The organism is Limnospira indica PCC 8005, from assembly GCF_000973065.1.
Classification (GTDB): Bacteria; Cyanobacteriota; Cyanobacteriia; order Cyanobacteriales; family Microcoleaceae; genus Limnospira; species Limnospira fusiformis.
Window position 1 is genome coordinate 2,946,350 of record NZ_FO818640.1, and the last position, 15,393, is coordinate 2,961,742.

General features: G+C 42.9%; 12 protein-coding genes, 1 other RNA gene and 2 pseudogenes. 4 read left to right on the forward strand and 11 right to left on the reverse strand.

Translation table 11 applies throughout. The features are described 5' to 3' along the window. Positions 1 to 233: 233 nt before the first annotated feature. The 4 genes and pseudogenes from XZ46_RS12785 to XZ46_RS36710 form a co-directional block, all read right to left on the reverse strand. Positions 234 to 647, reverse strand: a complete 414-nt coding sequence (locus XZ46_RS12785) for a hypothetical protein (protein WP_008053869.1) — start codon at positions 645 to 647, stop codon at positions 234 to 236. A gap of 474 nt (positions 648 to 1,121) precedes the next feature. Continuing rightward, the gene (locus XZ46_RS12795; RefSeq protein ID WP_008052553.1) at positions 1,122 to 1,289 is read right to left on the reverse strand and encodes a hypothetical protein; all 168 of its coding nucleotides are present in this window, start codon (positions 1,287 to 1,289) and stop codon (positions 1,122 to 1,124) included. Continuing rightward, positions 1,290 to 1,889: a hypothetical protein gene (locus XZ46_RS32560; RefSeq protein WP_162198537.1), complete on the reverse strand. Its 600-nt coding sequence runs from the start codon at positions 1,887 to 1,889 to the stop codon at positions 1,290 to 1,292. It abuts the gene before it with no gap. A gap of 41 nt (positions 1,890 to 1,930) precedes the next feature. Then, positions 1,931 to 3,930, reverse strand: a pseudogene (locus XZ46_RS36710) (hypothetical protein). Between the two features lie 74 nt (positions 3,931 to 4,004). On the opposite strand from XZ46_RS36710, the gene XZ46_RS12815 reads away from it, so the two are divergent. From XZ46_RS12815 to XZ46_RS12840, 4 genes and pseudogenes are all read left to right on the forward strand, one after another. Continuing rightward, positions 4,005 to 4,799: a hypothetical protein gene (locus XZ46_RS12815; RefSeq protein WP_048894878.1), complete on the forward strand. Its 795-nt coding sequence runs from the start codon at positions 4,005 to 4,007 to the stop codon at positions 4,797 to 4,799. A gap of 36 nt (positions 4,800 to 4,835) precedes the next feature. Beyond that, entirely contained in the window at positions 4,836 to 5,186 is a 351-nt protein-coding gene (locus tag XZ46_RS12820; protein ID WP_006668643.1) for a hypothetical protein, read from the forward strand. Positions 5,187 to 5,226: 40 nt separating this feature from the next. Further along, a pseudogene (locus tag XZ46_RS35855) lies at positions 5,227 to 8,098 on the forward strand (tail fiber domain-containing protein). Further along, positions 8,098 to 8,451, forward strand: coding sequence for a hypothetical protein (locus XZ46_RS12840; RefSeq protein ID WP_008050921.1), 354 nt, complete (start codon positions 8,098 to 8,100; stop codon positions 8,449 to 8,451). The pseudogene XZ46_RS35855 and the gene XZ46_RS12840 overlap by 1 nt, the downstream one beginning before the upstream one ends. A gap of 1,138 nt (positions 8,452 to 9,589) precedes the next feature. Here XZ46_RS12840 and ssrA read toward each other — a convergent pair. The 7 genes from ssrA to XZ46_RS12875 all read right to left on the reverse strand — a co-directional run bounded on the left by ssrA (position 9,590) and on the right by XZ46_RS12875 (position 15,252). After that, positions 9,590 to 9,999, reverse strand: a transfer-messenger RNA (tmRNA) gene (ssrA, locus tag XZ46_RS29430). A 143-nt stretch (positions 10,000 to 10,142) separates the two neighbouring features. Next, positions 10,143 to 11,126 carry a malate dehydrogenase gene (gene mdh / locus XZ46_RS12850; protein ID WP_006625539.1) on the reverse strand — a complete coding sequence of 328 codons (984 nt, stop codon included), beginning with the start codon at positions 11,124 to 11,126 and terminating at the stop codon, positions 10,143 to 10,145. 213 nt (positions 11,127 to 11,339) lie between these two features. Beyond that, the gene (locus XZ46_RS12855; protein ID WP_006625538.1) at positions 11,340 to 11,555 is read right to left on the reverse strand and encodes an NAD(P)H-quinone oxidoreductase subunit O; all 216 of its coding nucleotides are present in this window, start codon (positions 11,553 to 11,555) and stop codon (positions 11,340 to 11,342) included. A 219-nt stretch (positions 11,556 to 11,774) separates the two neighbouring features. Then, positions 11,775 to 12,689 carry a DNA-formamidopyrimidine glycosylase gene (locus XZ46_RS12860; protein ID WP_006625537.1) on the reverse strand — a complete coding sequence of 305 codons (915 nt, stop codon included), beginning with the start codon at positions 12,687 to 12,689 and terminating at the stop codon, positions 11,775 to 11,777. Between the two features lie 98 nt (positions 12,690 to 12,787). Next, on the reverse strand, positions 12,788 to 13,021 hold the full coding sequence (locus XZ46_RS12865) for a photosystem I reaction center subunit IV (protein ID WP_006625536.1): 234 nt from the start codon (positions 13,019 to 13,021) through the stop codon (positions 12,788 to 12,790). Positions 13,022 to 13,189: 168 nt separating this feature from the next. Continuing rightward, positions 13,190 to 13,942: an MORN repeat-containing protein gene (locus XZ46_RS12870; RefSeq protein WP_006669957.1), complete on the reverse strand. Its 753-nt coding sequence runs from the start codon at positions 13,940 to 13,942 to the stop codon at positions 13,190 to 13,192. A 131-nt stretch (positions 13,943 to 14,073) separates the two neighbouring features. Next, positions 14,074 to 15,252, reverse strand: a complete 1,179-nt coding sequence (locus XZ46_RS12875) for a hypothetical protein (RefSeq protein ID WP_006625534.1) — start codon at positions 15,250 to 15,252, stop codon at positions 14,074 to 14,076. Between the last annotated feature and the right edge of the window lie 141 nt (positions 15,253 to 15,393).

The window sequence follows — 15,393 nt, forward strand, 5'->3', positions numbered from 1 at the left end:
AATCTCACCTTGATTTTATTCAATTCAATACCTAGACTATAGCAGTGTATTTGCTGATTGTGGCTGCTATGGTTCTTTCAACAGAAGCTACATATATGTAGCAGCTTTTGAGTTAAACGCGACGGTACGCTACCAATACCAACATTACGCTAACTACCAGTTTAACCATGTCTAAGTATGTTGGTAATCTCTTTCATCGTGGATGATAGTTAGTGACTGATATGACTCAATGATTAGGTTGTAGTTGGGGGTTGATTTCCGGTTTTTAATTCTAACGATGTCCTCGTGGCTTTCCGTATGGCATTATCAACCCAACTAGGTTTTCTCTCAAAATGTAGAGGGATTTTGACTTGGGCTTTCCTAGGGTCTTGATACATTGCTAAAACACTAGCTTCCCCTAAGTCGATTTTAGCTTGTTCAAATTTATCAATTAATTCCCAGTTAAGTATTTTCACTTCACTGATATACATTTTACTCTCTGTAATTCTTTTCGCATTTTGTCTACTACCAAAACCTTTTCTTTCCTCAAAAGTAATAGGGTAAACTATCCTAGCGTCAGTTAAATCAACTAACTCTTTGCATAGAGCTTCAGCTTCGTTTTTGCTTGATTCATTAACAAAAAACGAGAATCTTCTGCCATTGCTCATAGTACAAGTAACCTTAATATTCCCTTTAGTAAAGGCTGATTTACTGGGTTGAGTAAATATCCTTTGTCACCTATCCCATGTAATTTTATCCCTACTAACCGACGGTAACTCTATTTGAGTTTTTTGTAGTTTTGAACGCCTATCTTTAGTCCAGTACGGTGGTTTTTCGTAGTTGTACAAAACAAAGGTTAACTGTATTTTAAGATTAGCTGATGTACTGATTTCCTGAAAATCACCTGACCCTACAAATTGACCTATATCCCTATTCCCTAGTATTTCAGTTTGAGCCAATGTACTCGCAACATTTTCCGGCAAATTTCTCAAAGATGACACAAGTATGAATCTTTCTCTACCAGCTTATACTACAGCATTAACTAATTGTTGTTATCTATTTTCTTCTATTCTTTGCAGTGCCATATATTCATCTAAACCTTGAGCGACTAAGATGATAGCTTCTTTACAGTTCTCGCTAAACTAATCCCCGAATTCCTCGGAACTGTCTTGGTTCCAAATAGTGTTTATATTTCCATCATATTTTTCTGGTAATTTCTCCCTAGCTTCCCTTCTCTGTTTTCCCAAAGACCATTCTTCACCTTTTTCTTCACCCCATTTTTCAATCGTTCCTTTACCACCAGGAACCATTTAAACAATAGACCTTGCTAGTGTTGTTGGGCTTTTTGTTAAAAACATTTTAACAACCCGTCTACCGTGTTTAAATAACGTCCATGCTATTGCTTTCATAGCCATATTAAATGACTGTTTAACGTATGAGCCGAATGCTGTAGATACCTCCATAAGCATTTCAGGTCCCTTGCTTAATGCTACGTGCATAGCAGCCGCTTTATTGATAAAAGCGAGACCTGCTACTGGTAAAACACCGCATACTAATTTCCCAGCCATATTACCTAAAAACCCAGCCGTAGTGGTTATAAATTGTCCGGCAATATTTTGGATGTTTTTATCAATATCGCTATCGCTAATATTCCAATTAAAATTCCAGAAAGAATCCCAATTAGAGGTAATAAATCTCGCTACTTTCTCAAAGCTAAAGTTAGATAAAAACTTAGTAATTCCTTCCCATAGCCACCCACCAAAACTTTTGCCCCATTCGACAACTTTACCGGTAACTTTAGCCCATAATTTGCCAAACCAACCCATTTCCTGGGTAGATGTTCTTTGTGCTAAATTAACTTGTCTAACGCCATTTCTACCTATACTGCTACGGGTTTGGCGGCTAGACAAGCTACGAGTACTCCTTAGCATTCTTGCACTTCTGGCAACCATTACAAAGTCCCTCTTAGTGGGTTATCGCCATCTATCAATTCGGTTTCTATTTTGATATCAGGAAAGTCTTTTTTCAGCAATTCTTGTACTTTTCTGGTTTCCTCTTCTCTGATATCATCCTGTTTTTTCATTGAATCATATAACCGCGTTAAATCGGCTAATATGTCTTTTGCCGGGTCGTTACTGTTTACCTGTAAAGTGCCTTGAGCACGTACAATAGCAAATATTTCTTTGATTTGATTTAATGTTGTTTGTAATGTTTCTTTTGCATCCTTCTGGTTGGTAATCTTAATTTTGCTTTCATTGGGTTCCAGTAGCTCCTCAAAATTATCAGCCTCCGGGGTAAATGCTGTTTTAATTGTTTCATATTTTTCCTCGGTAGCAAAGCCCAAATAGTCGATTATCTCCGACACTTCTCTACCTGCTTTAAACGCCGCCGCGTGAGCTAAACCTGCTTCGTGTAATGCTGTTCAAACAGCATTTTGGGTAACTTGGTGACTAATAGCAATTTCCATTACCATACCAAATATTTCAGCAATTGATTCAGCTAAGTTAGGTAATTTGATTTCGGCTTTTTCTTCGGCTTTGGTCATGAGATTGACATCATCAATCTCTACTTTAACTTCAAATTCACCCCATCTTTCGTCATCGATGTCAAACCTGTACATCAGCCATTCTGGTCTGGTAATGTGTTTATTCGTTTAATTCTATTTTCTGGATTCTCGGCATTAACTGTTATTTTTTCTGGCATTTCAGCAGGAAAGGATTCAGGGTCTAAAAACTCATAAATCCTTCTAATCATTCCGCAACATTCTTCATTCATGTCTGGTATCCAAATTCTTCTAATCTTACGCGGAATAATCTCTTCCCAATTGCAGGTTTCAGTAGGATTCCGGTAGATATATCTATAGGAGGACGTACTCGTATCTATTGATATTGGATGGATTCCTAGATTTTTGAATATATACCTAAACCCTAATGGATAGCCATGCAAATAATGCGTAGCTGCCCAACTTCTACCATAACTCTGTATTACATCAGATGCAAACCTGGCTGGACCTGTCCTTCTTATTGGGTTAGACCAATTACCGGAGTATCGTTGTTCATAATATACGGTACGGTTTCTAAGATTTTTAGCTATACCGACAAACGATTTTATGTTATTCCCCATAGCTTGAATCCCATAGATTTCCCCCCTCCTCGCGCCATCTTGGCTAAGAACAAATTTATTAAATGAACAAATGTGTTCCCCCCCTTCTGATTCATAAATCGAGATAGTATATTCAGACCACCAGCTTCTTGGAAATAATCGTGTTGTCCCTTCTGTGATGTTTCCATTTCTGTTGACAATATATTCTAAATTTCTGCGACTAGGAAATTCATCCGGTGTTACTAAGTCAAAACTGTGATTATATGTAACAGGATTACTTGTCCCCATCCCCCCCGTCCCGTCCGGGTAGTGCATATACACCATAAATAGCCTGCAATCCCACGAATATTCTCTAAACTCAAGAGCCCTCTCAAGTTCTTCGAGCCATTCACCACTACTATCGTCTGGTCGCCTTCCTTTATCATCATCTATTTTATCGCCTGAACCAGGACCCCCAAAGCTACGACCATTACCGCCTCCACCACTACTGCCTCCCTTGGGCTTTTTGCCCCCTTTTGGCTCGTCTCTTTTTGGTGGCTCCTTAACGGTTGCCTCTTTTTTGACATCACGTCGCCGATACTCCTCATCTATTCGCCTCGCATCATCCTCTCGTTTCCACCTGCCATGGTCTTCTGGATTAATTCCACGCGGTAGCCTAGTAATTGGGTCCCAAGGATTTACCAATCCTGGAATACCCGCTCTATCTCTTTCTCTTGCATACGGCAAACCCCTACCAAAGTCCATTGCTGAAGATGTCTGGTCGCCTAAATCTCCCGCTAAACCTGAACTTACGCCGCCAGACCTACCAACATTTTTAGACGTACTTGACCTGATACTATCTTTCACCATACCGAGTAACTACATGAGACTAATTAATAACTTAGAAATATTATATAATATTACAAGATAATTGAGGACTATTCATGAGAGGAATTAAAAATATTGCTACGGAAATTAATGCTAGTAACTGGAATAACGCTGTAGAGTTATTTAATGGCGCAATCTTAGAAGGCTTGATAACTGATAGATTTCGTTATGATATTACTGCTTATGCCTATGTTTCTAGTTTGAACGCTAGGTGTTATATCCCTAGTATCAATCAATCACAAATACCTAAAATTTACCCAGAAGATAGTTATTACCAAAGATGGGAAAAGAAACAAGATGTGTTACAAGGTTCTATAGACTTACAGATATTTTATTGGAACCTAGCCACAGAAAGCGGGTTAAATCTAGGTGTTATAAAACTCCCTTATTACGGGGGAATTCATACCGAAAATTTATTAATCGAATTGATTACCAATCAAACAGAAGGGTTAGCCATAGATTCACATTCTGTATTAAAAGCTAGGTGTCTGACTCAATTACACAACAATGATTCAATTAATATTTTTGGTATGGCAGAATACCAACTAGACACATTGCCAAAAACCCCATCACTGACCCAACCCGAAAATTTTGGGATTTCCGTAGGTAACACACCCACCCTAATTCGTGCTGCTAATACTCACAGATATCGCTTACACCTACAGAACACGGGTAGCGTTGGGGTTTGGTTTAGTCATGGACACATCAGCAATTGCATACCAGGTCAATGTTTATGGCTACCGCCTAACACTGCATGGGATGACGAGTTAAAATCTACTGCTAGTATCTACGGGATAACAGAGGATAGTGTTTCGCAGATTGTCGGGTTAGAGCAGACAATCACTTACTAACCGGCTACAATGGAATTATTTAGGAGGTAGGTGATTATGAGTTTTTCGGTTTATAGTAGCGCTCTAAATTTAGACACTCTCAATATTACTGCTAAGATACCGGGTACTCCCGTTACAACCGCTATTAGTTTAACGGCTAATACAGTTGCCGAATTAGTGGCAGTAAAAGCTAACACAAACGGGCGTAATGTATTTATCAAAAATCGGTCTAATGTACCCGTTCATTTAATCTTAGACCCCACAAAAAATACCGTAGCTAATGCCGCATTTTCTGTGAAGCCGGGTGATACTGTTATGCTCACTATTGGCGCTAGTAAACTACAAGCTATTGCCGAGTCTGTTGCAGATATTTCGGTAACTGTAGTTGAGTTTGTAACTGTTGATTAAATAGTTGGGGGATTATCCCCCTTTTTGAGGAATCTTTATTATGACTAATTTTAAGATTTACTCTAGTAGATTTGGGCAGTCAACCGATGACTTGCCAGAAGGTGAAGTCAATCTGTATTTAACCAATGAAAGGGTACAGGCAGTTATTGACTCAAATACTAATTTAGTCAAATTAACTGATTTATCCTGGAATAATATTACTAATAAACCTAGCGCTTTCCCCCCATCTACTCATTCCCATAGCTGGACTGAAATAACGAACAAACCGACTATCTTTGCAAGTGACTGGGCAAACGTGGCGGATAAACCAGCTACGGCAACCCGTTGGCCTACGTGGTCTGAAGTTACAAGCAAACCGACAACGTTCACGCCTTCAGCGCATACTCATGCTTGGGCTGACATTACGTCAGGTGTTCCAGCTACCGCTTCACGCTGGCCGTCTTGGGCTGAAGTGACTTCTAAACCTACTACGTTTACTCCTAGTGCTCACAACCATGCTTGGAGTGAGATAACATCTATCCCAGCGACTGCCACTAGGTGGCCTACGTGGAATGAGGTGACAGGCTCACCAACTACGTTCCCCCCAACACCGCATAATCATGATGCTTCTAATATTACATCTGGTATTATCGATGTTGCTAGACTCCCTGCTGCTGCGTTGATAGGGGATACCACATACTCAGCGGGTAGTGGTTTAACTCTTAGTGGTACTACTTTCAGTTTACCAGTAGCTACCTCTGGTAGCGGTACAGTACATTTGTAACCAGTATCACCCAAACCGCTAATGGTATCACCGCTAATCTGGGGACTCCCCCGAATACAACATATAGCGCAGGTACAGGTATATCGTTATCAGGTACAACCATTATTAACTCTGCGCCTCATCAATCCACTAACCTTTCTATTTCTGGTACAGGTGACACTCGAACAATTACAAGTTCTACTGGTACTGACGTAACTATACCTGTTGCTACAACTTCCACCGCTGGTTTAATGTCTTTGGGAGACAAGACTAAGTTAAATGGAATTGCTGCAAGCGCAAATAATTACGTTCACCCAACTACAGATGGTAATTTACACGTACCTGCCACTGGTACCACAAACAACGGTAAAGTACTAACTGCGGGTGCAACTGCTGGTAGTTTGAATTGGACAACATTGCCTACTGCTCCAGTCACTTCAGTTGCTGGTAAGACAGGCGCTGTAACTTTAATTAAGGGAGATGTTGGTCTAGGTAACGTAGATAATACTGCTGACTCAGTTAAAAGTGTATCAAGTTCAGCTACATTAACTACAGCTAGAACAATTGCATTATCTGGTGCGGCTACAGGTACAGCAACCAGTTTTAATGGCAGTGCTAATATTACTATTCCTGTTACCAGTTTAAATGCAGCTAATCTATCTGGTGCTGTACCAAATGCCAGTATATCTGGTAGCTATAGTGGTATGACTAATTTAACTGGGTCAGGTACAGTAGACTTTGCTAAATTTTTAGGTAATGCTTCAGATACTGTTAATTTACCTAGCTTTAGTTGGACTGGCGATTTAGATACAGGTATTTATCGACCTGTTGCTGACCAGTTAGCAATCACAACTGGTGGTGTACAACGAGCTTTATTTAGTAGCGCTGGTATAACTGGTAATTTAGTAGGTAACGCTTCAACTTCAACTACACTTCAAACAGCTAGAACTATTAATGGGACCTCATTTAATGGCAGCGCTAATATAACGATAACTGCAAATACTCCAAATACATTAACAAATGGTACAGGATTAACTGGAAATAATTTTAATGGTAGTGCTGCTACTACATGGGCTGTAGCGTATGGGACTACAGCGGGAACAGCTTGTCAAGGTAATGATAGTAGATTATCTGATGCTAGAACACCTACAACTCATACTCATTCAAACATTACATTAACCGCAGGAGATGGTTTAAGTGGTGGGGGAACATTAGCAGCTAATAGAACAATTAATGTAGATTCAACTGTATTAAGAACCTCTGGAAATCAAACAATAACCGGAATTAAAACATTTAACATAACAAATAATCCAGTAACTTTTACGACTGATGAAAGTTTCCCCGATGGAAATATGCTTATTAATTTTAATGTTTGGAGGGGGTTTGACATACGCCGAATAGGGTCTATTGCTAGTACGGCAAGTTTAGTACTAAATAGTAGAGTTGGAGGGAATAGCTGGGCGTTTTCTCATCAGGGAAGTTATTCTATGCGACTTGAAGCAGAGGCTAATCCTAGAGTATTTATATATCATGGTATTAATTTTCTTGAAAGTAATGTTTGGCGAGGTGCTCCTAGCGATAGATATCCAATACACGTATATAACAATCAAATGTATCTCATAAAAGACAACGGTCTAAGTTCGTCAAACATACATACTAGATTTCGACTAGGTGGCACAAATATTGCGTACATTAATGACAGCGGGGATTATGTCAAAGGGTCTTCGGATATCAGGTTTAGTTTAAAACTGTTTTAAATGAGAATGTTAATAGCTTAGATTTAATCAAAAAATTGAATGTAATTAAATTCAAATACAATAAATTAGCAGAGTTGCATGGCTTTTGTGACAAAGAAGCCAAAATAGGATTAATCGCACAAGAAGTTCAAGAATATTATCCAGAAGCGGTTGAAGTAGTTAAAAATGACCACACAGATAGCACTGAAGTTGACAACAACAAAATAGATTATCTGACGATTCTTTATGAAAAATTAGTTCCTTTATTGGTGGCAGGGATTCAAGAATTGTCAGCGAAAGTAGAGTCACTAGGTAAACCCACAGCATCTACAAATGGTAATATCAGTAATTTACCGACAAGCCCTATCGGTTTAAGTGTAGGTGATTTATGGTGTGACACGGATAACGATAATGTAATCAAGCAGGTGAGATAATGTCTAACAAATATGATATATCTGAAACTAATTGGTTTTTAGCTTACAACCAATATTTTATCAAAGAGGATGATACCTCACACGGAGGTAAACGATTGCCAGATATATCAGGTAGCAAATTTGTAAGGATATTATTTGATGCAGACCAAGTTTCTACTTACTGGAAAATGGCGGGTTGGTTAAAATTTTACGCATACAATGATGTCAAACAGAATATGATGGTTAAACGTGAGATTGTCTGGCTTAATGAATATCAAATAATTGAATCACCACCATATAGCAGCTTTTATGCGGTATTTGACCCGTTAGAACGGATTAAATGGTTTACCCTTTATTTTTGGAGATTAATGTAATGAATACAGTATCAATCTGTCAAAGATTCATAATTATTGAATTAGTTTTGATAATAATTGTGGTCTTGTGTTCAACGTATGCGATAGTCAAGGAGAATAAAATTATCGAATCAAAACTAGATTTAAATAATCATAAGTTAGGTATATTATTTGAGTTTTTACAAAAATCGTTAGAACAAATAATCTGTAAACAACAGTTAGAGAGCAAAAAACAATCACCTCATCTCCCAATCAACAGAGATGATATTGATGATGATGGTTGGCGTAAGCCCTAACAGCTAACAGCCTAACAGCTACCCCAATAACTTAATGGCCCCCTATGGTTTCTGACTGTAGGGGGTGTCTGCATATTTTTTTACTCTCATTATGAGAACTCATTATGAGAATTAGATTATATGAATGCTCACCCTATAATGTCCAGATATTACCCAGAACTAAGTTACCCCCAACAGATAGCTTTACCTACAACCTACGACTAAGATTTTGGGGGTGAACTGATTATGTTGGTATCGGTTTCCGCACGGGGTGATTACCACCAAAGACTAGAGACTTGCTAAGGATTATGTGGATAGTCGCTCTCATCTCGGTAATTACCTCCGGTTGAAAAGCTGTTTAGGGATATCGGGTTGGTTCCGGTAGATGATAGCCCATAGTTTCCCCTCACCGGAGATTATGAATCAGACCCATAGATAACCGGATAGGCGATCGCACATAGTTTCCCCTATAGGTCTAGTCCACGGAAAGGCGGTCTGATATCTTTGTACGTTGATTCCCTAGCGGGTTCCCCCCTACGGCTACCTACGGCTATCGTGGTTGATTTTGAAACATATCCTCCCCCCAACCGGAACAAACACTCTTTGGGGAAACGACCGACGTGATAGCAGTCAATGGTGAGGTACGAACCGATAGGCTTGCCATTGACGGGTATCACAAGGGAGTTAACCTATCGGTGTCTGGTTGGGGGGAGGTATGGATATTTGACAGATTGACTAAGTTGTGCTTGTTGACTGAGTAATCATCCTGTTGACAGAATTATTATCCTGTGCTAGGAATGGATTGTGAGTAATATTTGAGTAATTGGGTGTAGCTATCGTATCGAGTAATGTCGCGCGATAGCTACTAGACTAGGGTTTACTGAAAATGGAGCATATGGGAATCGAACCCATGTCCAAAACGACTATTTACGCCCTGCTCGTTCACAGACATAGCCCCTCTAATCCTTAGGGCGGGGCGGGAACCGTCACTTATCCCTGACGGTAGGATTCTCTAGTAGAGTCTTTTTCAGTTAAGCTACCAGAGAACGCTTAACCGAAGCATCCGTTGGGGTTTAACCCACAGTCCTTAACTTAACGGAGTCAAACCGTGAGTGCTCGAACCTATAGGAGGTATTCGTTATTAAGCAACAGCGGCTTTAACGCGAGCGAAAGGTACGACGTTGTTCGCACTTACATTTTTTTTGAACCTTTGATTTTCGAGAGGAGGCTCACTCTACTCTCGGCCTGAATCACAAGGTCGGTTTGATCGTCCTGTCGAAACCAGTAATGCCCCGTGTATACAAATAATGATAGATGATAAATCCCAGACTGTCAAGGGCTTTGGTGAAACTGTCTGTGGTCCGCAAGAGTTAAGGAAGGGGAGGGGTTTTGTCGGGGCGGGTACGTCATGGCACTACTAAGACCCGCCCCCGGCGGCTAAACAGCAGCAGTGGCCGCTAAAACCGCATCGGCTTTTTCAATACCTTCGCGAACCGATTGAGCGCAACTGTTGAGTGCTTCGCGTTCATTGTCTGTGAGGTTTAATTCCAGAACGCCCTCTACGCCTCGACATCCCAACCAACAGGGAACCCCTAGGAAAATATCCTTCATGCCATATTCTCCCTTGAGATAGGCAGAAGTTGGCAATAGACGACGACGGTTGAGTAAAATAGATTCTACCATAGTCCGCACGGAGGAAGCGGGAGCATAATAAGCGCCGCCAGTTTTCAGAAGTCCGACTATTTCCGCCCCCCCATTACGAGTGCGAGCAATGAGACGATTAATGGTTTCAGCATCCATTAACTCTGTAATGGGAATGCCATTAACTGTAGAATAACGGGGAAGGGGAACCATTAAATCGCCATGACTTCCCATAACGGTTGCATTAACATCGACAACGGAAACGTTTAATTCTGTGGCGATAAACGCTTGGAAGCGGGCTGAGTCTAACACTCCTGCCATTCCCATAATCCTAAAAGGTTCGATTTGGCTGACCTGCCAAGCTATATAAGTCATTACATCCAAAGGATTGGTAACTATGATAATGACTGCATTAGGGGAACTGGCGATCACATTAGTAACAGCACGAGCGACAATAGGGGCATTAGTTTCGATTAAATCATTACGATTCATGCCCGGAGTCCTAGGGCGACCGGCTGTAATTACGACAATATCTGATCCGGCAGTATCTGCATAATCATTAGTTCCGAGAATTTTGCGATCGTGACCTTCCACTGATCCAGCTTGCATCAAGTCCAGGGCGACCCCTTGGGGTAAACCCTCCACCACATCAAGTAATACGACATGGGCGACATTACTCTCTGCTATGCGCTGGGCTAGAGTACCACCTACTTTACCTGCCCCAATTATGGAAACCTGGGTAGGGTGACATGAAGGAGGAAAAAACATACTAGAAGCCATCTGCATATACCAATTATATTTTTATTAACGGTGTCTCTGCAATATGGGAAGTCATGGCGGGTTAAGCAGGGGTAGCCCTAATTTGAAGCCACCCCACCACCCGTAGGATTATGGGAATCATACCCTACCCTGCGGGTGTTAGTACCCTAGCCTAGTTATGTACGGATATTAGGGTTAACTGCGTAGTCCGATCGCGCCTCGAGTCGCACATGGCTATTTAGCGGGTTCCAATTGATCAATCCGCAACCATATAGCTGGTGTAGGGACTCGACCAAATTTGACAAAGGCATAATCTCCCTTGGTTTCCATGACTTCCCCTTTAGTTTCAAACAAATAGGGAGGTAAGCGGGAGTCGCTGGCGGTCACTTCTAGGCTATTTTCTAATTTTTCCCGAACGGCGTGAACAAAATCTCCGCGTTTAATAGTCATAGCGAGTAGGATAGCAAATGATAAATGAATCTATCCCAAATTTTAAGGGCTTGTGAGTTAATTTGATGTCAAGGATTCTGCGATCGTGGGCGAATCATAACAGACAAGGCATTCATTGCCTCTACTGATTCTGGCTTCCCTAACTGAGCACTGCAAATTATATTTTACCGTTACTGATGGTAGACGTAGCTTTATGAACATCTATCTTAACAATCGAGATCAGGAGAGATCAGAATCGAGTGAAGGTTGACACCTAGGGCAGAAATGGGTGCCGCGTCCCGATAGTTTAATTTTAGCGATGGGGGTTTGACAAACTCGACAAGGTTTCCCGCCGCGTTGATAAACCCAGGCGTGGCTACCGTAGTTCCCGTTAACGCCTTGGACGTTGAGGAAATTACGAATAGTTGTGCCACCGGAAGCGATCGCCTCTTGCAAAACCTCGACAATGTGGGTACACAGGCGATTAACTTGGTCTTCACTGAGACGACGGCTAGGAGTTGTGGGTTGAATTCCCGCTAAAAATAATGCCTCGTCCGCGTAAATATTACCCAAACCAGCCAATATAGCTTGGTCTAGTAAAGCCGTTTTAATCGGTCTTTGGCGGAGTCGCAGTTTGTTGGCTAAATACTCAGGGGAAAATTCATCGCTAAGGGGTTCTGGTCCCAATTCCCGTAAACCAGAAATCACATCCATCACCGCCATACCAGGGGGAACCCACCAGATTTTACCAAAAGTCCGCTGGTCAACAAATCTCAATTCTCGTTCCCCCTGCAAAAACAATCTCACCCTGGTATGTTTATGTAAAGGTTGATCAGAAGTCAGCCACAAAAGTTGTCCGGTCATCCGCAAATGCACACCCAGCCAGCCCCCGTCGCTTGTCTTAGTCTCGATTGGGTCTTTTGATGTGAAAATAGGATTTGATGGCTGTGATGGCGCTTGTAGTTGCGCTAACAGATATTTTCCCCGCCTATACCAATGGTTGATGGTAGTGTTGGTAAGTTGGGCGATAAATTCCACAGCAGTGGGGTGAGCGATCGCACTATCTAACAGGACATCCGCACCCACTATAGGCTGATTGAGGGTCATCTGATTTAGACCCTTTCTAACGGTTTCAACTTCAGGTAACTCTGGCACAGCAAAACAAGCAGATATAAAGTGACTGCGATTAAAACATTAACAGGCGGCAGGCACTCTATGGCACTGCCGCCAGGGGGATTAGCCGAGAGCCTAGTTTACTTCTTAGCTGCTTTAGCTGGTGCTTCTACTTCCACCAACTCAGCTTCAGCAAAGTTGTTAGTGTTAACGCCGCCATCAACACCGCAGTAGGCGTTGTAGTTGACCTTATCAAAACGAACAATCACAGGATAGCGAATCCCGCTTTTATCCACGGAAACAACTGTTCCCACTTCTTGGAACCAATAGGACTCTTTACGAAGAATGCGAACTTTAGAACCACGTTGAACCATTGGTTTATTTTCCTCTATGTCTAAAATGCGTTAATCTTCAGCCTACTACTGGATCAGCCATCTTATTCACTTCACTTTTTTAAGTTTTATTGCTAACCTACCCACAGGACTGGGGCTTCCGTGAGGGAGATTTCCCCAAAACTGCTGATTTGTGGTGACTTCGACCGTTCACTCTTGCCGTCTACCATCGCGGAAAGTACCGGGGAAACGTTGTCCGGCGGTGTTAATGAGAACACCTTGGCCGTGGGGGATACCGCCGCGCAGTTCCCCTTCATAGCGAAAACCGTTAGGGAAGGTACAATTCCCGCTTCCGTCGAGGGCCTGATTAAAAAATTCTCCTTGGCAGGTAGTCCCATCTGTGCGGGTTAAGGTTCCCTGTCCAAAGGGTCCCCCGGCAAAAAATCTTCCCTCAAAGCGATCGCCATTGCTATAAACAAACTGTCCGCTACCGTGGGGTTGGCTGCTGGTGTTACCGCTACCCACTTCCGTGACCAGTTGAAACTCACCAATATAGCGATCGCCATTGGCAAAAATCACCGTTCCGTTGGTAATCTGGCCATCTCTAAACACTCCCACTACACGGGAATCATCAGCAAAGATAAACACACCTTGACCATTAGGGAGACCATTGCGAAATTCTCCCTCAAAGCGATCGCGGTTAGCATAGACAAAGATACCGCGTCCTTCTGGGCGACCGTTGACAAAACTACCCGTAAAATTATCTCCCCCTTCGTAGTTGCACGTCACCTGACCAGTAGGTAGTTGTCCTTCACAGATGGGGGGGCGACCGCCTTCTGTTTGGGCATTAGCTGGCAGTGCAACTAACAAAGCCACAGAGCCACCAAGCGCCATTCTGCTGACCAGAGACTGCGTGAACCGTCCTAGGGTAACAAAGCCAAATTTTTCAACTAAATTCAACATAATACTCAACCCATGACATTGATAATTTCTGGGTTATCAAACCCAAGGGAGTTTTAGATCAACGACTGACCTCAACCACCGGGGATATAGATCCAAGCCAGGCAGAGTAGTCGCCTAAAACCCCCAATTAGTTAGGACTGATTACGAACAAAATTGTTGATAGTTTGTGGCATTACAATCGTGTTAGCCTCATCCCCAAAGGGTCCGCTAACCTCACCTACCATTCTAGCAACTTCAATGCCGTTCTGCTCAAAGATGACAATCGGAACGCCGTCTCCGCTCAACTTCACCCGCTTGATTAGAACTTCTCCCCCTGCTATGCGCTGACCAACACTCACATAACGACTCGTGGGTTCATTAGGAGCCTTAAGAATAATTCTCGTATCATCTCCCGTTCTCAGCACTCCGGTTACCTCTATTCCACGAGCTAAATCAGTCGAAGGGGGTGGTGGCGGCGCGGCTGGGGCGACGGGTGGAGGAGCATTAGGGTCAACCCATGCGGGTGGTCTGGAAGTGAGGGGGAGTTGAGGCAGATCTGGCACTCCAGCTACAGCTAGATCTGGTAATTCTGCTACTGGTTCAGCCAGTCCGGGTCGTCCGTTGGCTACTCCTGGCTGTCCGGTGGGAGTTCCGGGTCGTCCGTTGGCTACTCCTGGCTGTCCGGTGGGAGTTCCGGGTCGTCCGTTGGCTACTCCTGGCTGTCCGGTGGGGGTTCCGGGTCGTCCGTTGGCTACCCCTGGCTGTGCGGTGGGGGTTCCGGGTCGTCCGTTGGCTACCCCTGGCTGTCCGTTAGCTACCCCTGGCTGTGCGGTGGGGGCTCCTGGTTGTCCTGGTACCGTAGTAACAGCAACAGGAGTTCTCCATTGGGGTGGTTGCATAGCCACCGGAAGACTGGGTAGGTCCGGCACTTGTCTAGTGGGTAAGGCGATCGATTCACTGTCTGCTTGCACGTCTGGGGGTCTATCTGCAATAACCGGTGGAACCGGTCCAAAGGGGTCAAGTTGTTGACCAGGAATCGGAATAGTTGCCGGTGCAGCAGGTACTCCATTTCTGCCGGGCAGAAGCTGTCTCAATCGTTCCTCTGATTTGGTAGACTGAATCAAACCTGCTTCTGGCGGAGGAGTTTCAGTAACTAGAGGATCTTCAAATGGTGTTTCTGCTGTAGTTTCCTCTTCCGATGGGTCAACTGGGGTTGTTTCTTCTGTGGGAGTTGGAGTCAATGTAATTTCCTCCTCCGGTGGCTCCGAAGCACAACCCCCTAGCCAGAGTGATAAAACCCCCGCTACAATCACAAATAGAACTTTACGCATTGCCTATCCCCAATGATGCTCTAAATTTGACGCTCTCATGTCAAGGGTAGCTTGAAACGAACCACAATCATCATTTCTAGCTGCCATCTGTTTAAAATTATCGGCTGGTTGGTAATAACCCCAGGTTAACAAATTTACGAG